Raw genomic sequence first — 23,097 nt, 5'->3', positions numbered from 1 at the left:
CTGAGTCGAATACCCCAACTACGGTGACCGCGGATTGGAACAGCCGCCAGACACTGATCTCCGAGATCATGTCCGCCCCGGCCCGCGAATGGCGGGACCGCATGCCGCGGCCGACGGGTCGGGAGAACGATTCCATATACCCGATGGACCTCTACGTGGCCTTACTGTTTTCGAAGTCGTTCCGCTGTTGCGCGAGGGGATCCCCGCCTCTCCAGCGATCGAGCCTCAGGTTTCGCCCCGGCGACCTGGAACCGGCGCCCACCAGCGAGCACGCCGATCGCCGCCACCCTGACAACCGGTACCGGAGCCAACATAGCGGGAACCCAAGCTAGCTTCAGGAAGAACCCCGCTTGGGTTGGCCCAAGCGATTCTCCACTGCACAGTCGGGGCACCCTCCGGATCGGCGCCGATTGGCGACTCTGGCCTGTTTGGTGTGTCCGAACCGGCATGTCCACCACCATTTTTTGTTTCCGCGCAGCGTTTGGGTGGGGTCCGTCCCGTTCAGAGAGTGGTCCCAGTCCTTCACGAGGTCGGGCTCTTTGCTGGCAATGTCATTGACTCCGATTAGAAGCTGATGACCGGTGTCCACAGGGCACGTCCTCTTCTTCTGGTTGCATCTGTAGGCGACCATTGCAGGAAAGGCATGACCGTCGTCGCACTGCCACCACACAACCAGTTCGCTCCCTGGCTTCACCGTGCCAGGGGTGACGTGACCGTTCCTGGTGGGATGCCACCAGGAGGCGACATCAGGACGAACGGTCGCCAGATCGTTCACACCTGGGATTAGTATCCGGCCGACGCAGGTCTGGCACCGCCCGTCATAGCGGACCAAGTCAGCAGGGGTGCGAACAAAGGGGTGTCCATTGCGGCAACGTAGGTGGACTTTGACAGTTTGACTGCTGGCCGAAACGCCTCCCGGCTCCAGGTTTCCATTTGCTGTGTAGTCCCACAAGGCGGCTAGGTCAGGGTGCACTGTGGCCAAATCATCTATGCCTGGCTGGAAAGCTCTGCTGGCGCAGTCGGGGCAACCGGTGCCTTGAAGCGTTCTGTTCGCGATGTACGCCGGGTAATGGTGGTCTTCTTTACAGATCCAGCCGACTTTCTTATTGGATGCCCGCGACACCATGTAGGGGGTCAAGTCACCGTTGGCGGCTTGATCCCATTCGAGGGCGAGCTCGGGCATGACATCCCCCAGTGAGTTGATGCCCGCAACGACTCGTTGACCGGTGCAGATGGTGCAGTGGAAGGCCTCCGTCCTGAATCTGCGTGCATGCGCCTTCTGAGTTCGCTGGACGTGTCCGTCGTCGCAGATCAGGAGAAATGCGGGGTCCCCTGATGGCTGAACAATCATGTAGCGGTCCTGCCACCATCGGTCGCCGTCCTTGCCTACTGTCTGGAGGCAACTCATGGAGTGGCTGAATGGTTCCAGCGTGTGGCGGGGGGCTGAGAATGCCATGGTCGGTGCCGGTGTAAGAGCTGGCTCGAAGCTGTCTACCGGGGGCTGGCCGAGGTGCGTAGTGCGCACCCAGACGGCCGTGGGTCGCAGGAGCAGCCACACTTGGTCGCACAGTCCAGGGGTGCACGCCGGCACCGTGATCGCCAGCGCCGTGGCGAGCCTGGCGTACCTCTCGGTGAACGGAACGGTCTCGTCAAGCACAGCGGTCTGCACTTCCGGATCGGTGATGGTGGCTAGGACGGCGGCGACTGTTGGGAGGTCTTCGGGCCGGGAAGAATCCCAGTGAGTTTGCGAGCGTTCAGAATCGACCCGGTGTACCACCTCATCAACCAGCCTGCGGGTGACCCTGCCCTCTGTCTGGAGAGCTTCGAGCCGCAGATCCGCGTCCACCACGGCTTGGCTAACGGCCAGTACAGCGACGTCCCCAGCCGGATGCGGCTCGAATCGCGACGGCCGTGTTGGTGCGGGGGCCGGGCCGATCCACTGGTTGTGAATCGCACAGGTGTGCCTTCCTCCGTTCCACACGTACTCTGCGCCCTGGTCGCCGACGCACTCGCTACACAAGTGCGAGGCGAAAGGCAGGTTCTTCATTGAGACGTTCAGTGTTCCCGCCGGGACAACGCACATGGCCTCACAGAGCGTGACCATGCGCTCGGTGGTCTGCTTCGCTGTCGCCCGCTTCCCGGTGCTGCGGGTCACATCAAGATACGCAAGGTGGCCGATGACCCCCTTACTGGCATGCAGACTGCGTTCGAGGCGGCTGGCGAAGCTGTACACGGTTTCTCCGTGCCACGCCTTGATCCGCAGCGCCACCGGCAGGGCGTGGATCGGTTCAATTTCCGGCATGGCCTAGTCTTCTCCGGTTGCCCGCTCCCCGCAGCGGCGCCGGAGGCTTCGTATTCGTTTTCCCGGTTTCGGCGGCGTAGTCACGTACGGACAATTCCAGTAGCCCCCGGGTGATCGTCTCCTGTTCTGGTTTGTCTTCCAGGATGAGGCTGGCGGCGGCGTCGAGCAAGACGGCCTTCAGCGTTCCGATGTTGCCCCCGGTAAACCCATGGAGCCAGTCAGCCTCTGCCCTGAGTAGTTGTGGACTTGTTGCGTAGAGGGGCAGCTCGGTGGCGAATCCAGCTACGATTTTCGACCATTCATCCGCCTTCCTTTCAGTCAACTTTCCGGTGAAATCGATGACCTCGACGTTGAAGACGCGGCGCTTGAGCTGCAGGCCTTCGTCGTTCTGCAGAAGCTCGGAGTCCTTCAGGTCCAGCCCTGAGTACACGATGGTGCCTTCAAAGTAATTTGTCAGGTCCTTCAAGTTGTTGACGGCGGGGCGGGAGAGTGATGCGGCATTGCCCAGCATTTGAACCTCGTCGAGGACGATCAGTTTTGTGGATACGGCGGGCAGCGTGGCCTGCAGCATGGCTGCTAGGTCTGTTTCGGTGTCGGAATTCTTGAACGGCAGCGCGAGGAACCGTGCGATCCGCTGGAGGACGCCCTTGACGGTGCGGGTGGCGGGTATGGAGACGTAGATGGCCGGAATGGCCCCCTCTGCGATGGCCCCGGGATAGTCCTTATCGAATCGGTCCAGGTAGTACTCGATCAGTGCGAGGCAGGCTGTGGATTTGCCGGTGGAAGCCGGCGAGGAGAGCAGTACGCCGCGTCTGCCGATTAGCGATCCATCGTTCATCATGTGGGCCTTCGTGAACTGCTTGATGAGGTCAAGAACTGTTCCGGTTGTGATGATCATTTCTCCGGCCATGTATCGGATGCGGGCCCGGTTGAATGCCAGCCTGCTGTCAAGCGTTAAGGCGTCATAGGAGGGCCGGTCGATCATCTGGAATTCTTTCCGGCTTGGGCCGAGCAGATTGTTCAGGGACTCCCACCTCATGAGGGACTTGTCGTCCTCGATGGGCCCGCTGAGCCGGTGGAGACCGTTCGATGTGACGGCGTCCACTCCGGATGGGGCGGCAGGATCATCGGGCATCTAGAGGCCTTCCTCGTCGGGCTTCCGGTTTTCCGGCGCGTCCGCAGCGGCGTCCCCGGACCGGTCGTGCATGTGGTCCATGGCGTTCACGATGTCGTCGGGGTCGAACAGTTTGTAGGCACCGGCGCTGGCGGCGCCCGCCCACATTTCGGAGGTGTCTTCGGGTTCCACGACCGTCCTGGGTTTGGGACGCCCGATGCCTTGTTCGTCGGCCAGTTTCCCGTTTTGCTCCCGGTCCGCCGCCGCGCGAAACTCCTTTTCTGCCGCTGCGGCGGCGCCCTTTGCCAGCCGTCTGGACAGGTCGCTGCGTTCCTTTGCCGTAATCTGTTGCCCCAGAGCGGCGATGTTCTCGGCACTCTCACGGGTCGCACGCGAGAAGGGCGAGTTGAACGCATCGGAGTTCACCCAAGGGCATTCGATGTACTTTCCAGCATCTGGGAAGCAGTCCAGCTCGGTAATGTAGACCCAGACCGCGGCGGGGTTGTCCGGTTCGTAATGGACACGCCAGAGGTCCTTGGCCAGCTTATTTCCCGACGGCTTGCCGCGGTAGAAATCCAGGTCGGCAGTGTCGTAACGCCTGTTGTGTAATGGAAATCCGACGCGGCCGATCTTTCTCTCCTCGACTGGCAGCATGCTGATGTAGGTGTTCCGGGTGATGGGGGTGAATAGGCAACCGGTCCGGTAAGTGAGTGCCTCGTACATGGTGTTGGCGCTGTACCGGCGGCCGGGGTACTCGGGGTTTCGCAGCGCATCTGTCTCCATGTTCTGCCACACCTGGCAGATCCACAGATCCAGAAGGTAGGCGAGCGTATGGATGCTGATCAGGTCTTTGCGCTTTTCAACGTATTTGCCACGGTCATCCGGATTGCCTCCCGTGAAGCCGGGCAGGTGCCTGACGAACATGTCCTTGATGGTGCGGTGTGACCGTTCGACGATGGCCTTGTCGGTCCCGGTTCCGGGTGACGCGTTGGTTATGTCGATGCAGAGCATATGGCAGGCAGCCAGGACGGCGTTGGACTGAAAGTCGCGGCCGAGGTCCATGACGACGCGTTGGATTCTTATGATCGGCCGGCCGGTGTCCTTACCTTCCAGGTCCGCTTCGATAAGTGTTGCCGCCCACGGCATAGCCCGGATCTCGTGCAGGTTAAACGGCAGGGCGGGACCGGGCCGCAGTTCCGGAATCGACAGCGCCTTGGCCAACAAATAGACCAGGTCGATGCCCTTCACGCCGACCGTAACCATCGCCGCAAGGATGCTGTGGGTCGCCACGCAGATCAACGTGGTCAGGGTGGGCCGGACAGGTTTGCCGTTGTCGTCGAGAACCATCATGTCGATCGGCGTGGAGTCCATCTGACACTGCTCCCCCGGGGCGTGCGCAGGCCGGGCAGCGACGTAGCGTTTCGGACTTCCCTCGTTGGTGCGGCGATTGTTGGCGCTGCCTGTGGTGTAGCGGCCCGCGGTAAGTATTTTGAACTTGCGGCGAAGGGTTTTCTCGGAGGGCAGCCGGTCCATTTCGCCCGGGTACTTTTCAATCCAATCGCCACGGACCTCGTCGACGAGCTGCTGGGTGGTGGGAGTTGAATCGTTTTTCTTTTCTTCCACCCGCCGGGCCATCATTGTGAACAGCCTGGAGTCGATGCCGGCGAACGGATCCTGAATACGGGTGGAACGGCCGTCCACCAATCCGGCGGAGTCCTGTTTCTTCAGTTTGCCTACGAGCTTCTTCAGGTTGGAGCGGGATGTACCCCGCATTTTAAGCGGTGCAAGTTCGCGGGCCTTCCTGTCGAGCCGTTCATTCTGGGTGGCGTTCTGCGGGCCGTATTCGGGACGGTACGTTTCCGCGTCGAGGGGCTTGCCGTAAGCCACTTCCTCAACGTGGCGGGTCAAGAAGTCCTTCTTCCACTTCGCCAGAGGCTGAAGGTGCTCGTCGGCCGCGCGCGCCGTAACAACATTTTCCAGGGAAAGGTCCGATAGTCCACAGCGGCGCATGACCGCCGAGTACCTCATGGTCAGCGTTTGGCCGGTCAGAGTGTTTAACAGCGCAAGGTCTGATCCCTGATGTCCTTCCACCATGTACGCGACTCCATCCATGACGATGGGCCGTGCGAGGTCCCGTTCCAGCGGGTTGCTCATGACTTTTCACGGTTCCAGATCCGAGTGGCGTCACATAGCGAAGTACTGCGGTCGTAGTCAAGGACCCGGGTGAACATGAGGTGGAAGATAGCCGGCAGGTACCGCCATTCGAGGTCTGCATCCAATCCGCGCGCCAGGCGCATCAGTTCAATTGGCTCTGTGGTAGCGGCGACGATACGTTCTCTCAGTTCCTCGTCGGGGGCGGCGTACCGGTGGCGGTATCCGGCGAGCCACACCAAGTTGTGCTCTTCGTATCCGTACAGGGGTTCGATGATGGTGTACCCCCAACCGAGCTGTTCACAAACCTGGGCTGTTCGATTGAACTTGACGATGTCGCGCAGGGTGGTGAATTTCATGCTGCGTACATCAACGATGGTGGTCGCCTCTTTGTTGGTCTTGACGGCGTAGTCCGGATAGTGGGCCATTTCGCCCCGAAGCAGGAAGCAGCACGGCTGCGAGGCAATGGCGCCAATGGACATCGTGTGTTCGATCTGCATGAGCGCCACGTATTCCTCCATCGACTCATACCAGACCTGTTCGCCGGTCTGCCCCACAATGTACAGACCTTCATGGTTGATCCGCTGGGGGTACTTGTAACCGGTGCGAACGGGAACAGCTCGTGAGAGGTCACCCGTGAACGGGCTTCCGTCCACGACATGCACCTCGCCGTCAGGCTTCGATTCCGGGTAATACCAACGGACTTCTTCCAGGCCGTCCTTGATACTGGCACCCCTGTAGGGGTGCGACGAAGTCGCCTGGTTCTTTCCTATCCGACGGATTTCAAGGCTGCACGGGGACGCTTCTTCTGCTCCATGATCATGCATTCATTGCTCTTTTTCTGGACCTTTTTCCAAATGAGACGCTCCACAGAATATGCTGCGCCACGCCAATGCCCCCGACTGGCCAAGGCCTCAACCCTTCCGCTGTTCTGGCTGAGAAGTGTCTGCTTTTCCTAGTAATCTCCCCGCACGGACGGCCATAGCTGGACAACCCAGCGGTCAAACAGGATGGCTAGATCCTCCATCAGGGTGAGGTCCTCCTCACCACTCTCCGTGCCCGTGTAACCGCGGCGAGACTGCCCAGGTAACTTATTGACGAATTGTTTCTGGATGGTGATGAAGGCGCGTTCAACAATCGCATAGGCCCACAGTGTCTCTGGGGTGGTGACGAGGGTGATACCGACTTCTCGGCAAGCGGATTCGGCCGCACGAGAGCGGTCATCCTCGTCCGTCAGGACCCTGGACAGCCGGAAGGGGGGACGGCGGGCCGCGGCCGCCGCGTGCGCCGCGTCATCGAGGAGTGCCGGCCAAGGAAAATTCATCCGCTGCAATTCCCCACGCCTTAACAGCTTCCCGACAGGTCGGGTCGCTGGTGGGGCCAGCGCTTGGGCGATGAGGTCTGCAGTGTCCGGTCTCGTATCCAGTGCTTGGACGCTCGTTGCCGGTATCGACCGGTTTGATTTGTCGATCATGATGGTCAGGCTCGCCAGCCCGGGCTGTCCGGTTGATGTTTTGACCCTCACAGCAGAAGTTGGTGAGCTGATTTGCGCTTCGCTGCCAGGCAGGAAGGCACGTACATTGAAGATCCTGTTAGGCAGCGGATAAAGCATCGAAAGCGGCATCTGTTCGCGGCGGACAAACTTCGCCACCACGAGCAGGGGCACTGGTGACTGCCCGGACGGAGACGTGTCCTTCACGTACGAGCAGTCCACCCGGTCCCGCTTCCGGAGGTGCACTGTCGGCCGGCTGTGCTGATAGTTGCATCCGCGTCTGCACAAAGGAAAGGAAACGTGGAGGGGGCAAGGTCGCTCATCCGCCTGCCCGGGGAGGCGCCACGCCCGTCTCTTTTGCATTCCCGCCAAAGCAGAATGACGTGCCCGTATTCGTTGAAGTTCCGCGACGGGTCGCCCACGTTGTCGCTCAAAACCACGCGTAGAGTCTCGTCTGGCATATTTATCTTCGGCGTCTCGCCGCTGCCCTTGATCTGGATCCACCCTCAATATCGGCGTCGACTCGGCGCGGGCGGAGATTACCCAAGCCGACGCGACCAAAAATCCTGCACCCGCAGAACGCACAGCTTCAACCACACTTCTAAACACAGCTTGGCATCACTGCCAAGAACCCCGCTGTCACGACGCGACCGACTTTTCAGTTGAGCGTCTTTCTCAAATCTACGCCGCCCTAAGGGCGTGTCAATAGCCCTAAAGACTGGCTGTAATCGCCAGCAACCGCCAGAATCACTCTGCGAACTCCGGGACATTGAGGGGCATGAGACCTGAAGACTGTGGCACTCGTGTTTCGGGGGCATAGCCTAAAATCAGGCCATGAGTGCCCCCCGCTTCCAGCCCCGACTTATGGCCGTCCCTACGGACCGGCTCTACTTCGGCAAGGTAGCCCGGATCTCCTGGCTCGAAGGCAGCACAGAAACGGAAGAAAAGCGGATCGCAACCGCCCGTCTACAACATGCCCTTGCAGTGAAAATCATCGGCACGCTCCGGGACATGGGACACAACGTCCGCAGCTACGCAAAGCTTGCCGGCGTCAGCTATGACCGGATGGCCAAGGTCCTTCGGGGCGAAGCTCTGATGCGACTCGAGGACATTGCGGACGCCGAACGACTTCTGGGCCTGGTCGTCCCGGCGTTGCTGGAGGCCAACGAGACCCGCTCGCCCGAACAGATCGCAAGCGACCAAAAGATCGAAGCCGCGCGAAAGCGCCACGAGGCGTTCAACCTCATGAGGGAGGCTATGGCTATGGAACTCAAATTGGCGAAGGCTTCGGAAGCCGAATACGACGCCAGGAAGAACGCTTCGCTACCGGATTCTCGATCAGACTCGGAGCCTGGTGCAGCTGGGGACCCCTCAACCGGAGCGAGGAATCAGTGAGCTTAATCCCGGACAAGCCTTGCACAGCGGCGTGGCCTTCTCCACATGGGTTTTTGGTGGCCTTCTCCACATGGGTTTTTAAAGGTCGGCCCGGTGCCAGGTGTTCAAGCGCCCGGATCCGTCGAGGGTTGACGAATTCCCCCTTCGGACTTCCATTCCCCTTCTCCGCCTTTCGCCTGTGCACCTGGTCACTGACGATGGCCACCGGAACACCCTGGCCCACGATCAGCTGTACACGTTCCGGGTGAGCGCCGGGCGAAACAGCCCTATGGCGTACGCGTCTAGGAGAACATCGGCTACTTCGTTGACGTTGACCCCCTCGAGCATCGATACTGTCTGCCCCGAACGGAAAGTGTTCGCCATGGCGCCCAACGCTGGTCTCCACCGAGCGTGGCCTCGGCCCGGATTCAGCCAAAACGCTCTTGCGGTCGCATCAGGGTGCACCCGGCATTCGATCCGATGACAGTGGGCACGGAGGCTGTCCAAGGCCCTGGAACAAGTCCCCTTGCCGCACCGGTCAGAATATCGGCCCTGAGCAAGATGGGCATCAGCGGCGACCTTGCACGCCTATCCGGCGGGATAGGAGCTCGACCTCGCCGTACTGGAGCTCCTCAACGCCAGCAGTACCTCGAATAGCCACGCCACCAGACGCCGAGGTCCGTCATGCATGGTCGCGCAACTCCTCGGCCGCCTCCCGGTAAAAAAGGGGGCCGGTCGCATGCGCCCGCCGCTGCTATCACGAGTGTCCCATCATCGCCTCCGAACCCGGGCTTACTTTATGCTGGACGGGTGTCTGGCACCCATCCCCTTGCAGTCTTCGGTGACTGGCACGGCGCGGCCGGATGGGCTTTGACCGCCATCAGGTCAGCAGCCCGCGAAGGTGTCCGCACCGCGCTCCACGTCGGTGACTTCGGTCTGGACTGGCCGGGTGCCAAGCGGGGACGCTACGAAGCGAAGCTCAACAAGTACCTGATTGACCTGGGGATCACGCTCGTCGTCTCCGGGGGTAACCACGACAACTGGGGAACTTTGGAAAAGCTTCACGTCGAAGACGACGGCTTAGCAACCATCCGATCAAATATCCGGGTCCTGCCGCGTGGCGGCAGAACCATGATCGATGGCCTTGCCGTCGGCGGCTTGGGCGGCGCCTTCAGCGTCGACTATGAGCACAGGACCGAGGGGAAGGACTGGTGGCGCAACGAAGAACCCACCCGTGAGGAAGCCGGCGCACTCATCGCCGGCGGTCCCCTGGACATCTTGATCGCGCACGACGCTCCGGCAGGCGTTCCACTAAAGGGTGACTTTCAGCTCAGCACAGAATTGACTGAGAAGGCGAACAAAACCCGCTACCTTCTGAGAGAAGTAGTCGATGCGCTGGCCGTGCCTCATGTCTTTTGCGGCCACTGGCATCAGCGACGCATCCACGAGCTAAGCCATTCGAATGGCATGGTCACGAGAGTAGACGTGCTCGATATGGAAAACTCCCGTCACGGGAATGGTGTTCTCGTCTGGCCTGGCAAAGCTCTGCTGCGGATTGACGCGCTTGAAATCAGGAACCCATAGCGACCTGCATCCTCACGGTGGCTGACCTAGAGTAGGAAGCATGGACGCGGTCGAGTGGGCGCACGAGCTGGCTTACTCCCTAAGCGTTGGGCCAGGAACACCATCCTTACTGACGATCGCTACTTGTACCGGACCCGCTGCTAGCAGGGAGGTCATTGAAACGGCCAAACGAGTAGTTGGCGAGGCGGGATGGCCCGTCTATGAGCTGGTCGCTCGCGAGGTGGCCCCTAATCCGTCCCTTCTGCGTGAAAGCGGCTTCCTGATTCTTCGGGATGTTCGCCAACCGTTAGCCTCGGCCGTGCCAGTTCTCATCGGCGCTCACCAACTGCACATCACCCGGAGCCTCCCAGTCGGCCTGCTCATCGTAGGATCTCCTGCCGGAATAAAAGCCCTGCGTAGGCATCCCGCCCTAGGCTTTCTAAGCCGCGCCGAGTGGGTAGTACAGAACTAGCGTGAACCAGCCTCCGGTCCACCCAGCGGCCTTGTCCTCGGGCACTAAGGAACCACTGGCGGGGCCCCAGCACGATAAGCCGCGTCGCCCCTAATACCCATGGAAACTGTCACAGGCCACAGTTACACTCGCGCCATGGTGCAGGAGCTACGTAATGACGACGCGGGCCGCTACCTCGTGACCACCGCCACCGGCAGTCACTACGTACTCGATCTGACAGCCAGAACCGTAACGCGGAAGATGGCCGTGACCGAGCCGCTCGTCGGCTATCTCGACGCCGGGATTTCGCAGCTCCGCCGCGACGGGGAATCACTTGAACTACTCTTGCTCGAGTCATGCGCCCTCGGAGAACCGGCCCGCTTCTGGGTCCAGGTCCGCGACGACCATATTGTGACGCTCAGAACTACCTCGCCTGTGGTGCGGATCGTTGCCCTGAACCCTTCGGAAGCGTGAACTTTGCGCCTATGCTGGTCCCGTGAACATTGCGCCTTCACCCAGCAGTATCGACGTCATCATCCATGACGCGGAGGCTGAATGGTGGCAGATCGTTGCCGCCCTCGGACCGCTCGTCGTCCTCTGTGCCGTCCTCATCGCGGCGATCGGCTGGGTCGCGCTGCGGCGGCGGACTGCCGCGATCAATCCTGGCAACCGCAGCGACTGGTGGCCTCGGGCACAGTGGGCGTTGGAAGCGTGCCTTGATGATCCGAAGAGACGTGAGGTCGGCTTCGCTGCGTTGGAACTCCTGAACACCAGCAATTTATCCGGCAAGGAAGAGAGCCGGATCATCGCCGAAGCTTGGAAGAGCCCGCTCCGCGACAGAGAGACAATGTCCGCCCTTGCCGAAAAGAAGACCGTTGATGGAAGTCATTTACAAAGCGGTATCGGCCCCGACGAAGAGCGCGTAGTCGTTCGCGCCGCCCGCCTGCGGCTCTCAACAGACAAGAAGCTAGGCATCGAAAGCACATCCTGGGTGAAGGCAGTCGCAAAGCGGCCCCTTTGACCCTGTATCAGCCGTGGCCAGCAAAAACCCACGGTGAAGTCCCCATTGATGGTTTTCAGGCGGAGCGTGTCCCAACCGTATTTGTGGCGTTTCCGCTATAAATACGCAATAGCATCCGGCGGGTCGTCGTGCCGGGCATAGGGGTTATGTTACGGCAGCGGCTGGCGAGACTTGGTTGTGCGGCTCATAGCGAGGGACTGTGGAATTAACGGTGTATCCGGCTCGACACGCCGGGCGGTAAGCCTGGCGGGAAGGAGCCCGATATGGCCGCAACACTTGAGGCTGTGCCGAGTACGAAAACTGCTGAGAGGAAGACAGAAATATCAGAGGCCGACGCTGCCCGCGAACTGGTCAGGATGGCGAAGGAGCAGGGCCTGTCCCTGACCGGTCCCGACGGGCTGCTCAAGCAGCTGACGAAGACCGTGATCGAGACCGCGCTCGATGAAGAAATGACCGAGCATCTCGGATATGAAAAGCACGATGCGGCCGGCAAACAGACTGCCAACTCCCGCAATGGGGTTCGCCCGAAAACGGTGCTGACGGAAACGACCGGCCCCGTGGAAGTGGATGTGCCGCGGGACCGGGCCGGCACGTTCGAGCCGGTCATCGTCAAGAAGCGCCAGCGCCGCCTGACCGGGGTCGATGAGATGGTCCTCTCGCTCTACGCGAAGGGCCTGACCACGGGAGAAATCAGCGCGCACTTCGCCGAGATCTACGGCGCATCCGTGTCGAAGGAGACGGTCTCGCGGATCACCGACAGGGTGTTGGAGGAGATGGCGGCGTGGCAGAACCGGCCGCTGGATGAGGTCTACGCGGCTATCTTCATCGACGCCATTGTCGTGAAGATCCGGGACGGGCAGGTCGCCAACCGGCCCATCTACGCCGCCATCGGTGTCACTCTGGAGGGCGAGAAAGAGATCCTGGGTCTCTGGGCCGGGACCGGCGGTGAGGGCGCGAAGTTCTGGATGAGCGTACTCACAGACATCAAGAACCGCGGCGTGAAGGACACGTTCTTCCTGGTCTGCGACGGGCTCAAGGGCCTGCCCGAAGTCGTGACGAATGTGTGGCCGCTGACGACCGTGCAGACCTGCATCATCCACCTGATCCGGAACACCTTCCGGTTGGCGTCGAAGAAGGACTGGGACGCCCTTAAACGCGACGTGAAGCCCATTTACACGGCGCCAAATGCCGCGGCTGCGCGGGCGGCGTTTGAGGACCTTACGGAGCGCTGGGGCGGGAAATATGGGGCGATCGTGCGGCTCTGGGAGAACGCGTGGGAGGAGTTCATCCCGTTCCTGGACTACGACGTGGAAATCCGGCGCGTGATCTGCTCGACCAACGCCATCGAATCCTTGAACGCCAGGTACCGGCGCGCCGTCAAGGCACGGGGTCATTTCCCCACCGAGCAGGCTGCGCTAAAGTGCCTGTATCTGGTCACCCGATCCCTCGATCCGACCGGTGCCGGCAAGACCCGATGGGCCGTGCGTTGGAAGCCCGCTTTGAACGCCTTCGCCATCACTTTCAGCGACCGATTCCCGGCAGCTGAAAGCTACTAAATGAAAACGCCGGATACACCGTTAATGAGACAGTCCCGCCACGATAGTCGGTCTCCCTGGCGTGGCCTCCAGTCAGCGGTTGTTTGCTTGCCTGACTCGTGGGGTCCCAAGCTCAACGATTCCCCGCTCGGTATGGGTCTGGAGTTTATACATCTGAGCGAGCTTGATTTCGGCGCCGTTGAGCGTCACACGTAGGCCCTCGACGTCACCGATCCAGCCGTGTTGTTCGGCTTCGGTGATGCGTTCTTGGAGGTTGTCGATGATGTCTTGGAGCCGGTTGATTTGGCTGGGATCAGGGCGGAGAAGGGCGCAGCGGAGGCAGGCGTGTTCGTGTTGGCAGCCTGTGCCGTAGGCGCGTCCACAGCTGCCCAGGCTGAGTTTGCGTTGCACGAAATGGGCTTCGAATTCGTCCCATTCGGCGGCGGTTGGTTCGCGGTATTCTTCGGTGGGCCGAATGACCCGTCGCTTTTCGATGAAGGTGCGGTGGTGCCGGATGACGTCCCGGGGATAAATCGCTGCGTATCCCTGAGTCGTCGCCAGGCTGGCATGGCCCATCAGCACCTGCACGATGTGTGGAGGCAAGCCGCTGGCAAGTGCCTCGGTCGCGAAGATGCGACGGAAATCGTGCGGGGTGAATCTCACCTCGGCACCGCTGACCTTGATGTGCGCGCGTCGCGCCAAGTCATTGAGCAGCGTGGAGACGGTGGCCGTCGTCATCACGTTCGGCGGTCCGGCGCCACGGCGGCGGACGAACAGATGCGGAAGAGGTGAGCTCAGCACTTTCTCAGCTGAGTCCCATCGCTGTGTCAGTGGTGCGCGACCCGTGTCCTTGGTGATACGAGAAAGCACTCGGTAGAGCACGTGCACGAGCTCTGGGCCAGCCACCATCAAACGCTCGGTATCGGTCTTGCTCGGAGCGAAGTGCAGCAGCGGAATGGTCTCCCCGGTCGCTGGAACTTTGTAGGGCTGGATGCTCATGTGCACCAACTCGAGGACTTCTTCGATCCGTGCACCGGTGTGGCGAAGTGTCTCAACGAGCGCCCAGGGTCCAGGAGGGATGGGCGGCAGTGCAGGCGGTTGTTGTTTCTGTGGTGGCGGCGCGAGGTCGTTCCAGCTTCGTCGTTTGGTCTGGATGTTGATGGGCGGAGTTGTCACTGGTTCCCCCAAAGCACGCGCAACTCATCCGGGTTATAGGGCTGACCGGCCGGTGAACTATCAATGGCAGGGGAAGTCCTGCTGCTCAGATGGGTCCGGTAATGCTCGATGACTTCCTCCATATGCGGAACCGCATAGACGGTGGTCGTAGCCAGCGACTGATGACCGAGCAACTCCTGGACTTCGTGAAGGCCCATCCCGCCCTCAAGCGCGCGGATCGCGAACGTGTGCCGCAGATCGTGCAGCGTCCAGTTCGAACCGAGCAGGTCGTTGCAGCGTCTCAGTACGGCGCGCATGGCTTCGTAGGACAGAGGACGGGGCTCGCCCCGCAGCGTGAGCCAAACCGGTTCATCCGGGCCGGCGACGCCTCCTTCGAGCTGATAGAGCCGAAGCCATACGAAAGCATCAGGCGCAGCGGGCAACCATTGCAGCTGGCCGCCTTTGCGGTAAACGCCGATCAGCTGGTCGCCCACGTTGACCCGGTCGCCCGTGAGCCCGAGCAACTCGCTCGCCCGCGCACCGCTGCTGACATAAAACGCCACCAACGCCCGGTCCCTGTTGGACCGCAAACGCCGGAACAGATCGTTGAACTTTCCATCCGGAATTGATCTGGGCACTCGGTGCGCCTCGCGCTGACGCAGGGGTTGGCGCCGCACTGGGGCAAAATCCCGTAGAGGGTCATGATGCGCATGGGATCGCCCACGGCGCAGCCCGAAGGGGTTCACGATGGGCCCAACTCCCATCCGAAGCTGGAAAGCGTAAAACTCCTTACACACCGTCGTCGTGTGGTTGATCGTCGAGGGTGAGTAACGCATTCCGAGATGCCTCTTTCCCGTGACAAGGTTCCGGCTCCCCCGCCGCTGCGGGACGTTGCGATTCCCGACGAACTTCTCGGCCTGGCGCGCCCACAACACGAAGTCGCGCGCTTCAAGGGACGTTGCCTGCTCCCAGCTGACCCCGACGGCCCACAAAAATCGAACGAAACGGAGCAACGACAAGGCATAGGTTCGTACCGTCTGAGGCGAATAGTCCGTGGCTGCCAGCTCAAGCAGATACTCCGTGGCAGGAGCGAACTCCTGTCCCGACGCGTCGAGGACCACGAACCCAGGAACACCGGAGCGAGTGATCACCCGCCCGACGTTCGCTACGGTCAGTCCCTCGGCTCGATGCCGATCCGAACTGCGATCCGAGAGATCCATGACCAAAGCATGACGCTGACGGGGCTCGTCCCAGGCCGACGACACGCGCTGTGAACCGTCAACATAGTCCGGTAAACAGATCATTACCGGCGGGAGGAGCCGGCCCCTCTCAGACGCGGGGTCGTAGTCCGTCTCGTGAGGAAGTGTGGGATAAAGTCCAGTGCATGTGCTGGGGCATTCAACAGCTCGAGGCCCAAGCACATCGCGGTGCAGCCCTGTACCGCCAACGCCTTTGAAGGGGATCTGGGCCATGGGCAAGATGAAGGGTAACCGCCTCAACACCGCGGCCAACGTCGGTAGCTTCGTCACGGGACGTCAGCAGCTCAACGTCCAGCGGACCATTGCACAGCAGAACGCTATTCAAGCGGAACTAGCTGCTGCACAGCTGACCGAACTAAGGCGCCAGCAGTTGGATGCCGAACACCAGAGGGTCCGTGCCTGGACGGACGCAGAGGTTGCCGCCGGACACCTTAGCGAGGCTGAAGCTGATACCTACGTTGCCACGCACATTCATAACCTGATCACGCCCGCGCCCCGGGCTTCTGACAGAATCACGGCCAGGTTCACCGAGTTCCTCATTGCAGGACTCAACGCCGGTGGAGCGGGTGCGGGATGGTATGACCAGGGCGGGACCGCACGCTACTGGGATGGGAAGATGTGGACTCACCACGCCACTTCCCTGAAGGTTGCCCGGGAGCTTGTCCAGCGGCTGTCAACGGAGAACTACAAGGGCATCCGCCAGGAAGTCGAGTCCGCTGCGCAGGCCGACCCTGAGCGCAAGCCAGTCGAACCGGTCCCGGCCCCTTCGGCGAAGTCCGTCCCGCCGCCGCCTCCTCAGCCGGCCCTGCCGCCGGCCGGTTGGTACCCTGCGGGAACACCTGGAGTCTTGGGCTACTGGGACGGCAGCTCGTGGACCGGCGAAACCAGACCCGACCCGAGCACATTCCCCGGATAGTGTTCATCCACTACCCAGGGATGCTGAAGAAGCTGCTCGGGTCGTCGGCGCCGAGGAGGTCGTGGTGGAAGACGATGGCGTCCACGGGCCGGGTGTCCACGAACAGGACCGCGGCCGTCCGGGAGTGCACCACCGTGTAGCGGGTAGGGCCTTCCACCCAGGAATGGATCCCGGTGTACTCCTCGACGAACAATCCGTCACCGAGCAGGCCCCGCTTATCGAGCAGGTCGTAAACAAGATTCCAGGCGAGATCCATCAGTTCATGGATTGCCGCCTCCACTGTTGGAGCCGTCATAGCTCCATGGTGCTCCTGGGCACCGACAGTCTTGCGGAGCCTGCGGGCGTGTCCTTGATGTGGCTACGCCGAAAGGTCAGAGGGGCACCACCCCTACCGGCGGTTGCCAACTTCTTGATGCCAGTACCTGGCGCTCTCGCTCCCAATACGGAGTATGGCATCGGGCTGCCATGGTGCGGGCCAGAGTTGAAGGAGGTACTCATCGACCGTGCCCTCGGCGAACTCCCCTACGTGCCCTTCATCGCGGCCCTTGGCACTGACACGCAGCCGGTAGGAACCGGGTGGAATGCCGATGGGCCCAGTGTTCTCGCCCGCCCGAGTACTCCATACCATCTCGTGCCCTTCCGGAAGCGTGATGGATACCTCGACGACGTCCTCCCAATGCCCGTCATTGCTTCCCGGGGGTGCATCCAGCAGAACCATGCGAACGGGCGAGCCGCCGGAGCGCCGGGAGAGGTTGACGTGCACCCCGTCGGGATTGGCAGCGCCCACCAAGCCGCTGATCTGCCCCTGGTATGAACGGTCAAAGTCACCGTCAAACAAGCCGTCCTCGCCCCACGAAAGGTCCAGTTGCCCGTAATCGGTCTGGATAACCTGGTCTAGCAGCACCCGTTCCACAGCCTCAGCGTAACCGCTGTCAACCACGGGTCAACGAATGCCGGCGTTCCCATTTCGGCACGTTGCCGGTGAGCTTCTTAGACGTCAGATGCCAGCTGTGGCAGTGCTGGCAGGGGTAGGCCCTGACAGGTTGCTTACCGGTCTTTCCGCTGGAGCGGATCGCTTCCAGAGCACGCAAGGCGGTGAACTGGTTCGGGTACGGGTTTTTCTGACAGGCCATCGCGGGTCCTTCGTTCGGTTGACCGAACGGTTCACACCCGCCTACAGTCGCCATCTTCATAGCGGTCTTGCTGGACTGATGATGCCATATGGTGCAGAGCTTTGGCAGGAGCTACTCGTCCGCGGGTTCGCCTTCATCTTTGAGCTCGCCGGCGGCAATCCGTTCGGCGGTGCGCCGGTAGGCCTCGGTGATGAAGTCTTCGATGTCGTTGGCCCCGATGCGCCACACACCCCGACCGCCGACCTGGATTCCGCGAAGCTCCCCGGTCCTGAGCAGGGCACGGATCTGGTTCTGGTTCACGTTCAGCTCTTCGGCCGACTGCGAGATCGTCAGGAATCGTGGCTTCTTGGGTTCGTCGGTCACCGGATCATCCTATGTGGGCAATTGGCGTCCGCTCTCGGATTCCCCGCGGGTAACAGCTCAAGATCGACGCAAGAGATTCCGAGGATTGACCGATTCCCTTCCGTCTTGTCCTCTTGGCTTCCTAGAGTGTTCCCAGGTAGCAACGACTACGACTGGGGGACGTATGAGCAAGAGCAGTATTCCGTTTGCGGAGGAAGCACGAGCCACGCAGGCTCCTGTGCCAGCCCCGCACATGAAACCATTGGTCAAACCGCGTGCAGCACAGCAGGCTTCCCCCTGCAGGGGCCAGAGCCGCGAACATGAGGTACAGCGTCCCATCCGCGACCTCGCCGAACTTGCAGCCACTCGTCACGGGAGAACAGCATGACCGCCGGCGTCGATACGTCCTTCGAATACCACTCAGATACTCCACCTGGGAAGGACCCGGACAGGTACAGTCCGACCCTGCGGAGGCATCACCAGCTGCTGTGGAGCAAGGAGTTGCCCTCCGGCGAATTCTTTGACTTGGCACCCGAACCCAAGTCGTACCTCGCACACCGGTCCCATCTGGGTGAGTTTCGCCTATCCAGCGATGCCATCACCACCAGACTGCAAAAGCAGGCGGCCAGCCTCATAAGCAGCATCCCAAAGGATGACATCCCTCCGTACCGCGGCTACACGGCCGGAAGCGCTCTCGTCTTCCCGGGAATCCAGATCGGCGGACAGCAGGTAATCAATCAGGCACGCGGCTGTCACCCCCTGATCGCAGACCGCTTTGATCTGACCTTGGAGTGCATCCGGCGCCATTACCTTGGCGTGGAGCCGAACCCACTCTCAGATGCCCTGAACAGGTATAAGGATTTCTTCGCCCTGTTCAACACTTTCGATGGGTACGTCAAGTTCTTCCTGCTGCAGGACCTCGTAGAGGAGGACGGGGTGACTATCAAGTACTTCCACGATTTCAAGAACTTCACTACGCCTGCCGTCCAGCAGGACAAAGACCAGTACCTCGATTACCTGCGGCGCAAAAACAACTTCATTACCGCACGAAACGCCACGATCGACGCACAGCCATAAGGATTGCCCAAGATCCAGCCGGCCCTGGACATGACAAGGACGGCCGCGCGCATGGGAACGTATCGCTACCGAAGGGAGCACCGCCTGCCCGGCTGCCTCTATTCCCGCTGTCGGCTGCCGCGCGCCCTGATGACCCCCGCCATTGCGAGCGGGAACGCGCCACGACGGCGGCCAGGTGCCTGAGCAGGCTTTAGGGCTGCACCAGTGCCGCCCAGCCCACGAGAACCCCTGGCAGACCAACGCAGGGATCATTGCCGTAGCTGTTCTTGGAGCCGATCTTTCCGTCCTTGTTCTTGATGACGGGCTCCACCTTGTCGGCCTGGCAGCGTCCCGACCTGCCCCTTCTGCCTCATCCTTGGTGCCGTAGTCAGCACCGAAAGCACGGCCAGTGCCCGCATCATCCAACGGAGACTGCCTGTACCGCGTGAATGGTCAGGCCAGCCCCATCCCGGTCGGGAACCGAGTACTACAGTGGATGCATGGCTGCCAGCCGCAATCCGCTCGACGACCTGCGCGAAACCATCGGCCATCTGGCCGATCAGCTCAAGCTGCCCGGTTCGGGGCGCGTCGACGACATGGTCGGCGATCTCATCGGTGCGAGGCCCGGGCCGGCCCGGCCGCTGTCCGAGGTACAGGCCGAGCTCGACGCTCTGGTCGGACTGGAGACCGTGAAGGAACAGGTGCGGGCCCTCGTCGCACTGCTCCAGGTCCAGGCCCGCCGTAAGACGCACGGCCTGCCGGAGGTGGCCACATCACAGCATCTGGTGTTCCTCGGAAACCCGGGCACGGGCAAGACCACCGTGGCGCGGCTCCTGGCCGAGATGTACCGCGCGGTCGGTCTGCTGCAGAAAGGCCACTTGGTCGAGGTCGACCGTTCGGGCCTGGTGGGGCAGTACGTCGGCGCGACCGCTATCAAGACGGACCGGGTGATCCGGCGTGCACTGGACGGCGTCTTATTCATCGATGAGGCCTACGCGCTGGCCCCGGAGGACGGCCGGATGGACTTCGGCCCAGAAGCGATCGAGGTCCTGCTCAAGCGGATGGAGGACCACCGTCACCGCTTAGTCGTGATCGTGGCCGGGTACCCGCGGCTGATGGAGTCCTTCCTACTCTCGAACCCCGGACTGCGCTCCCGGTTCGCCCGCGAGATCCCGTTCCCCGACTACTCCGTCGACGCACTCCAGACGATCTTCCACCAGATGCTGGCCCAGCACGAGTACATGCTGGAGCCGGGTGCTGACCAGATGCTGCGCCGCATCTTCACCGGGCTCCACGCGGGCGAGGACTCCGGCAACGCACGGTTCGCCCGCACGCTGTTCGAGCAGGCGCTCAACCGCCAGGCGCTGCGGCTGTCGCTCGACGAGGAACAAAGTCTCGACGCACTCGATCGGGAGGCCGTCATGACGCTCACCACGGACGACATCGTCGAGGCCGCGCTGGCCTTGGGCGAGGAGCCGGAGCCGGAACCGACGCCGGAACCGGAGCAGTCACGCTGGTGGCGCTGGCTGGTCTGACCGGATCTGCGGCGGCTGTCAGGCGAAGGCACGTACCGCCCCCGAGCGAGAAAAGCACAACTATCCCACTGTGGTGCAACCGGAGGACGGATTTCTAGCCTCTTTGCCGGCGGCCGCGCACCCATGTGACCTTTGCGACCCCGGCCATGGCGAGCGGGAACGCCACTACGGCGGCCACGTGACGCAGCAGGCTGTAGGGCTGCACCAGCGCAGCCCAGCCCACGAGAACCCCTGGCAACCCAACGCAGACCGTCACCCATACGGGGTTGCCACGAAGGTGTGACCACGCGGCGGCCGCGAGGGACAGCCCGCAGCCGGCGAAGATATAGCGACTACCGATCCATGTCTCTTCCTGATCGGCCGGATTCGGCAGCCAGATATGCCAGTCAGCTCGCCCGATCCCGTAGCCGATCAGGACCATCGAGGTGAGGACGAGCAGGATCCAGGCGATGGTTCCGGTCCACCGGCGGCTTGCTTCAGACATCGCCTTTACCCCCTACCGTGCCAAGCTGAGCACGACTGGGGCAGTCCGCCGCTTTTCTGGAGGAGCGGGCAGGGCTGCCCTCCATCATGGGATCGCCTGAGGGATCATGGGAGGAACAGGTTGCTATCAAGTTTTAGGCAGCCTGGAGCGTCTTTGCCCAGACCTGCGGCCATTTCTGGGCACCGGAACCCTCGTACCAAATATGGTTGGCGCACTACCTGATCTCTCAGTTCGGCATCGACCGGTTCGCCTGCTAGCCAAGAATCCACATCAGGAACTTTTTATCGTGTTTATGAATCCTCGTCCGGGTCCGTTTCTTCTCCGCGCAGGTCGGGGCCGCCGGCCTCCGCCACCTCCCCCAAGATGCTGATCTCTTCGTCCTCGATAACTTCGCCGTCCACTACGACGGCATCCCTGTCGGGCATCGGCACATCCTGGACCTGGTCGGCGAGGTGGGGGTACTTCTCCAGAAGGAACCTGCGCCGATACTCGACATCCGCTACGGAGGCGATCTCATCCAGGGTGGCCCAGTTCAGGACAGAACCCAACGCAATCCCGACACCGGGGGCCAACTTGCCAAGCCCTTTTTGGGTCAGCCGCCTGCCGAACCGATCGGCGAAGGACTTGGAAACCTTGGCAATCAGGGATGCGTCCAATAGGAAAGCCCAGGTCTTGCCGCGCATCAGCCCCTGAGTCAGCCGCGAAATGTCCGCCATTGCCGCAGCCTTCGCCCCGGCGGTTGCAGCAGTGGCCAGATTGAGGACGGACATAATGAACAGCTGCTCCCCGGGCGCTTCGGGATCGAAGCCGTAGGACAGTGCGATCTCGCCGACGCAGCGGGAGGCGAGCCCGTATGTTGCTGCGGCGTCGGCAGCGAAAGCGCCGGCGATGGTGGCCCCGGAGGGTGCGGCTGCAGCCCCTGCTGACACCACCGTGGCCAGCGAGCTTCCGGAGATAACGAAGCTGGAAATTGCGCTGACAGCAGCACCACCCACGGGGTACCCCCAGGTCGATCCCCGGCCGCGGACAGCATCGATCTGCTCAAGGTCAAGGCCGCGCAGCTCGAACAGATGTTTGATCTCGTGCCCGGCCTCTTGGTGTTTGGCCACGACGCGTTTGGGCGAAAGCCCGACGCGCGCGACCTTTCCCACTGCCCTCTGCACCGAACCGACAGCAGTCCCCTGCCATGCGCTCACCGCAGCAGGGATCGCCTCGGCGACCTTTTGTTTCGTGGCACCGGCTATCTGGGCAGTCTTGGCGACCAACTCCTGCGTCCGGACGGCCAGTGCCTGGGTCCGAGGCCGGCTCTCCAAATACTCAACCGCGCGGTCATTGGCCCTGCTCAAGTAGCCAGAGGCGTGGCCCAGCGTGCTTTGTATAGCCTGCGTTGCGGGGCTCCCTTTGTATTGCTGGATGCTGCGCCATGCGTTGAGCTCATAGGCCGAGGGTTCAGTCATGGCGTCAGTGTAGCGGTCCGCGCAGTCCGGCCTGTCAATGGAGACTGTGGATGGCTCCCTTTGGGGACCACGGCTACTACAAGGAGCCTGCGGGTCTCATGGCGTCACGTTCGCCACTTTGCCGCTTAGCCGGGGCCGCGCCCGCCGCGCGCGAAGGCTGCGCTGAGCTCGTGCGACGACTTCCTTCCGTCGCAACAGGGCGGACGCGTCGAACGGTAGTCAGGGTACCCGCGACCCACCGTGAAAGTGCCTTCGGTGTCATCCTTTGCCGATAGTCTCTAGTCGTGAAAACTTCCGATCTCGCCCGTGTACGAGCCACGCTCTGGGCTGCCGCCGATGAACTGCGTGCCAACTCGAAACTAACGCCGGTCCAGTACCGCGACCCGGTGCTCGGGCTGGTGTTCCTCGCCTATGCCGAGAACCGATTTGAGGCTGTCCGTGGCGAGGTCGAAGCGAAGGCTAGCCCGGGGTTTTCATGAGGCTGTCGCCCGCGGGGTGTGTTAAAGCGACGAAAGGTGCTTCTGAGCTGGGAAAATAGTGTTGTCGACGCACTGATCCACCGGCTGAAAGAAGCACCTTTCTGATGTCCAAGATTACCGGAGTTTTCCCGTCCCTTCCTGTTGCCACGACGGAGCAGTCGCTGGTCTCCCATGCCGGGCTGAACGTGGTGACGTCTTTTGTTGACGCGCTCGGATTCAGGGACCTATGCGAAGACCGTTTGGGCCAGTTCGTCCCCTCCGGCGCCTGGCACCGGCCC

Annotated in this window: 23 protein-coding genes and 1 pseudogene; 10 read left to right on the top strand and 14 right to left on the bottom strand. The window is 61.8% G+C overall.

What is annotated here, in order from left to right; genetic code table 11:
• Positions 1-334: 334 nt before the first annotated feature.
• The 5 genes from DAD99_RS17425 to DAD99_RS17405 all read right to left on the bottom strand — a co-directional run bounded on the left by DAD99_RS17425 (position 335) and on the right by DAD99_RS17405 (position 7,233).
• Positions 335-2,302: a zinc-ribbon domain-containing protein gene (locus DAD99_RS17425; protein ID WP_193342517.1), complete on the bottom strand. Its 1,968-nt coding sequence runs from the start codon at positions 2,300-2,302 to the stop codon at positions 335-337.
• Positions 2,289-3,437 carry a TniB family NTP-binding protein gene (locus DAD99_RS17420; protein ID WP_193342516.1) on the bottom strand — a complete coding sequence of 383 codons (1,149 nt, stop codon included), beginning with the start codon at positions 3,435-3,437 and terminating at the stop codon, positions 2,289-2,291. The genes DAD99_RS17425 and DAD99_RS17420 overlap by 14 nt, the downstream gene beginning before the upstream one ends.
• Positions 3,438-5,570 carry a Mu transposase C-terminal domain-containing protein gene (locus DAD99_RS17415; protein ID WP_193342515.1) on the bottom strand — a complete coding sequence of 711 codons (2,133 nt, stop codon included), beginning with the start codon at positions 5,568-5,570 and terminating at the stop codon, positions 3,438-3,440. It lies immediately after the preceding gene.
• The gene (locus DAD99_RS17410) at positions 5,567-6,394 is read right to left on the bottom strand and encodes a TnsA-like heteromeric transposase endonuclease subunit (RefSeq protein ID WP_193342514.1); all 828 of its coding nucleotides are present in this window, start codon (positions 6,392-6,394) and stop codon (positions 5,567-5,569) included. The genes DAD99_RS17415 and DAD99_RS17410 overlap by 4 nt, the downstream gene beginning before the upstream one ends.
• Before the next feature lie 128 nt (positions 6,395-6,522).
• Positions 6,523-7,233: a hypothetical protein gene (locus tag DAD99_RS17405; protein ID WP_193342513.1), complete on the bottom strand. Its 711-nt coding sequence runs from the start codon at positions 7,231-7,233 to the stop codon at positions 6,523-6,525.
• A 660-nt stretch (positions 7,234-7,893) separates the two neighbouring features.
• On the opposite strand from DAD99_RS17405, the gene DAD99_RS17400 reads away from it, so the two are divergent.
• A complete protein-coding gene (locus DAD99_RS17400; RefSeq protein ID WP_193342512.1) occupies positions 7,894-8,454 on the top strand; it encodes a hypothetical protein in 561 nt (186 codons plus the stop codon).
• A gap of 225 nt (positions 8,455-8,679) precedes the next feature.
• Here the strand turns inward: DAD99_RS17400 and DAD99_RS17395 are convergent, their stop codons facing one another.
• The gene (locus DAD99_RS17395; protein WP_193342511.1) at positions 8,680-8,817 is read right to left on the bottom strand and encodes a hypothetical protein; all 138 of its coding nucleotides are present in this window, start codon (positions 8,815-8,817) and stop codon (positions 8,680-8,682) included.
• A 426-nt stretch (positions 8,818-9,243) separates the two neighbouring features.
• Between DAD99_RS17395 and DAD99_RS17390 the strand changes: the two genes are divergently transcribed.
• From DAD99_RS17390 to DAD99_RS17375, 4 genes are all read left to right on the top strand, one after another.
• Entirely contained in the window at positions 9,244-10,017 is a 774-nt protein-coding gene (locus tag DAD99_RS17390) for a metallophosphoesterase (protein ID WP_193342510.1), read from the top strand.
• Positions 10,018-10,603: 586 nt separating this feature from the next.
• Positions 10,604-10,921 (top strand): hypothetical protein, encoded by a 318-nt coding sequence (locus tag DAD99_RS17385; protein ID WP_227008184.1) that lies wholly within the window; start codon positions 10,604-10,606, stop codon positions 10,919-10,921.
• A 22-nt stretch (positions 10,922-10,943) separates the two neighbouring features.
• Complete coding sequence (locus tag DAD99_RS17380; RefSeq protein WP_193342508.1) at positions 10,944-11,468, top strand: hypothetical protein; 525 nt, start codon at positions 10,944-10,946, stop codon at positions 11,466-11,468.
• 263 nt (positions 11,469-11,731) lie between these two features.
• Complete coding sequence (locus DAD99_RS17375) at positions 11,732-13,024, top strand: IS256 family transposase (protein ID WP_193342507.1); 1,293 nt, start codon at positions 11,732-11,734, stop codon at positions 13,022-13,024.
• 72 nt (positions 13,025-13,096) lie between these two features.
• On the opposite strand, the gene DAD99_RS17370 is transcribed toward DAD99_RS17375, so the two are convergent.
• Positions 13,097-14,179, bottom strand: coding sequence for a tyrosine-type recombinase/integrase (locus DAD99_RS17370; protein ID WP_309233359.1), 1,083 nt, complete (start codon positions 14,177-14,179; stop codon positions 13,097-13,099).
• Positions 14,176-15,378, bottom strand: coding sequence for a tyrosine-type recombinase/integrase (locus tag DAD99_RS17365; protein WP_193342506.1), 1,203 nt, complete (start codon positions 15,376-15,378; stop codon positions 14,176-14,178). Before DAD99_RS17365 ends, DAD99_RS17370 begins: the two co-directional genes overlap by 4 nt.
• Positions 15,379-15,628: 250 nt before the next feature.
• On the opposite strand from DAD99_RS17365, the gene DAD99_RS21850 reads away from it, so the two are divergent.
• Positions 15,629-16,333 carry a DUF2510 domain-containing protein gene (locus tag DAD99_RS21850; protein ID WP_227008182.1) on the top strand — a complete coding sequence of 235 codons (705 nt, stop codon included), beginning with the start codon at positions 15,629-15,631 and terminating at the stop codon, positions 16,331-16,333.
• Positions 16,334-16,343: 10 nt separating this feature from the next.
• Here DAD99_RS21850 and DAD99_RS17355 read toward each other — a convergent pair whose 3' ends face one another.
• The 4 genes from DAD99_RS17355 to DAD99_RS17345 form a co-directional block, all read right to left on the bottom strand.
• Positions 16,344-16,628: a hypothetical protein gene (locus DAD99_RS17355; RefSeq protein WP_193342505.1), complete on the bottom strand. Its 285-nt coding sequence runs from the start codon at positions 16,626-16,628 to the stop codon at positions 16,344-16,346.
• A gap of 93 nt (positions 16,629-16,721) precedes the next feature.
• Entirely contained in the window at positions 16,722-17,273 is a 552-nt protein-coding gene (locus DAD99_RS17350; protein WP_193342504.1) for a hypothetical protein, read from the bottom strand.
• A complete protein-coding gene (locus DAD99_RS21845; RefSeq protein ID WP_227008181.1) occupies positions 17,266-17,526 on the bottom strand; it encodes a hypothetical protein in 261 nt (86 codons plus the stop codon). Before DAD99_RS21845 ends, DAD99_RS17350 begins: the two co-directional genes overlap by 8 nt.
• Before the next feature lie 51 nt (positions 17,527-17,577).
• Entirely contained in the window at positions 17,578-17,829 is a 252-nt protein-coding gene (locus tag DAD99_RS17345; protein WP_193342503.1) for a helix-turn-helix domain-containing protein, read from the bottom strand.
• A gap of 363 nt (positions 17,830-18,192) precedes the next feature.
• On the opposite strand from DAD99_RS17345, the gene DAD99_RS17340 reads away from it, so the two are divergent.
• Together DAD99_RS17340 and DAD99_RS17330 are read left to right on the top strand one after the other, a co-directional pair.
• Entirely contained in the window at positions 18,193-18,885 is a 693-nt protein-coding gene (locus DAD99_RS17340) for a DUF6994 family protein (RefSeq protein ID WP_193342502.1), read from the top strand.
• A 479-nt stretch (positions 18,886-19,364) separates the two neighbouring features.
• Positions 19,365-20,399: an AAA family ATPase gene (locus DAD99_RS17330; RefSeq protein ID WP_193342501.1), complete on the top strand. Its 1,035-nt coding sequence runs from the start codon at positions 19,365-19,367 to the stop codon at positions 20,397-20,399.
• A gap of 94 nt (positions 20,400-20,493) precedes the next feature.
• Here the strand turns inward: DAD99_RS17330 and DAD99_RS17325 are convergent, their stop codons facing one another.
• Entirely contained in the window at positions 20,494-20,883 is a 390-nt protein-coding gene (locus tag DAD99_RS17325) for a hypothetical protein (RefSeq protein ID WP_227008180.1), read from the bottom strand.
• Between the two features lie 290 nt (positions 20,884-21,173).
• On the bottom strand, positions 21,174-22,340 hold the full coding sequence (locus DAD99_RS17320; protein WP_193342500.1) for an EcsC family protein: 1,167 nt from the start codon (positions 22,338-22,340) through the stop codon (positions 21,174-21,176).
• A 284-nt stretch (positions 22,341-22,624) separates the two neighbouring features.
• Here DAD99_RS17320 and DAD99_RS17315 point away from each other — a divergent pair, with 284 nt between their 5' ends.
• Positions 22,625-22,819, top strand: a complete 195-nt coding sequence (locus tag DAD99_RS17315) for a type I restriction-modification system subunit M N-terminal domain-containing protein (protein ID WP_309233358.1) — start codon at positions 22,625-22,627, stop codon at positions 22,817-22,819.
• 104 nt (positions 22,820-22,923) lie between these two features.
• Positions 22,924-23,097 (top strand): annotated as a pseudogene (locus DAD99_RS17310) (IS1380 family transposase); the annotation flags it as partial.

The sequence above is a fragment of the Pseudarthrobacter sp. AB1 genome, from assembly GCF_014926485.1.
In the GTDB taxonomy this organism is placed as follows: Bacteria; Actinomycetota; Actinomycetes; order Actinomycetales; family Micrococcaceae; genus Arthrobacter.
The sequence above is the reverse complement of the archived record's forward strand: the minus strand, read 5'-3'. Positions and strand labels throughout refer to the sequence as shown.

Coding starts and splice junctions, on each gene's coding strand:
- DAD99_RS17425 (WP_193342517.1), bottom strand. CDS start 2,302: ATGCCGGAAATTGAACCGATCCACGCCCTGCCGGTGGCGCTGCGGATC.
- DAD99_RS17420 (WP_193342516.1), bottom strand. CDS start 3,437: ATGCCCGATGATCCTGCCGCCCCATCCGGAGTGGACGCCGTCACATCG.
- DAD99_RS17415 (WP_193342515.1), bottom strand. CDS start 5,570: ATGAGCAACCCGCTGGAACGGGACCTCGCACGGCCCATCGTCATGGAT.
- DAD99_RS17410 (WP_193342514.1), bottom strand. CDS start 6,394: ATGCATGATCATGGAGCAGAAGAAGCGTCCCCGTGCAGCCTTGAAATC.
- DAD99_RS17400 (WP_193342512.1), top strand. CDS start 7,894: ATGAGTGCCCCCCGCTTCCAGCCCCGACTTATGGCCGTCCCTACGGAC.
- DAD99_RS17395 (WP_193342511.1), bottom strand. CDS start 8,817: ATGGCGAACACTTTCCGTTCGGGGCAGACAGTATCGATGCTCGAGGGG.
- DAD99_RS17385 (WP_227008184.1), top strand. CDS start 10,604: ATGGTGCAGGAGCTACGTAATGACGACGCGGGCCGCTACCTCGTGACC.
- DAD99_RS17375 (WP_193342507.1), top strand. CDS start 11,732: ATGGCCGCAACACTTGAGGCTGTGCCGAGTACGAAAACTGCTGAGAGG.
- DAD99_RS17365 (WP_193342506.1), bottom strand. CDS start 15,378: ATGGATCTCTCGGATCGCAGTTCGGATCGGCATCGAGCCGAGGGACTG.
- DAD99_RS21850 (WP_227008182.1), top strand. CDS start 15,629: ATGGGCAAGATGAAGGGTAACCGCCTCAACACCGCGGCCAACGTCGGT.
- DAD99_RS17355 (WP_193342505.1), bottom strand. CDS start 16,628: ATGACGGCTCCAACAGTGGAGGCGGCAATCCATGAACTGATGGATCTC.
- DAD99_RS21845 (WP_227008181.1), bottom strand. CDS start 17,526: ATGAAGATGGCGACTGTAGGCGGGTGTGAACCGTTCGGTCAACCGAAC.
- DAD99_RS17340 (WP_193342502.1), top strand. CDS start 18,193: ATGACCGCCGGCGTCGATACGTCCTTCGAATACCACTCAGATACTCCA.
- DAD99_RS17330 (WP_193342501.1), top strand. CDS start 19,365: ATGGCTGCCAGCCGCAATCCGCTCGACGACCTGCGCGAAACCATCGGC.
- DAD99_RS17325 (WP_227008180.1), bottom strand. CDS start 20,883: ATGTCTGAAGCAAGCCGCCGGTGGACCGGAACCATCGCCTGGATCCTG.
- DAD99_RS17320 (WP_193342500.1), bottom strand. CDS start 22,340: ATGACTGAACCCTCGGCCTATGAGCTCAACGCATGGCGCAGCATCCAG.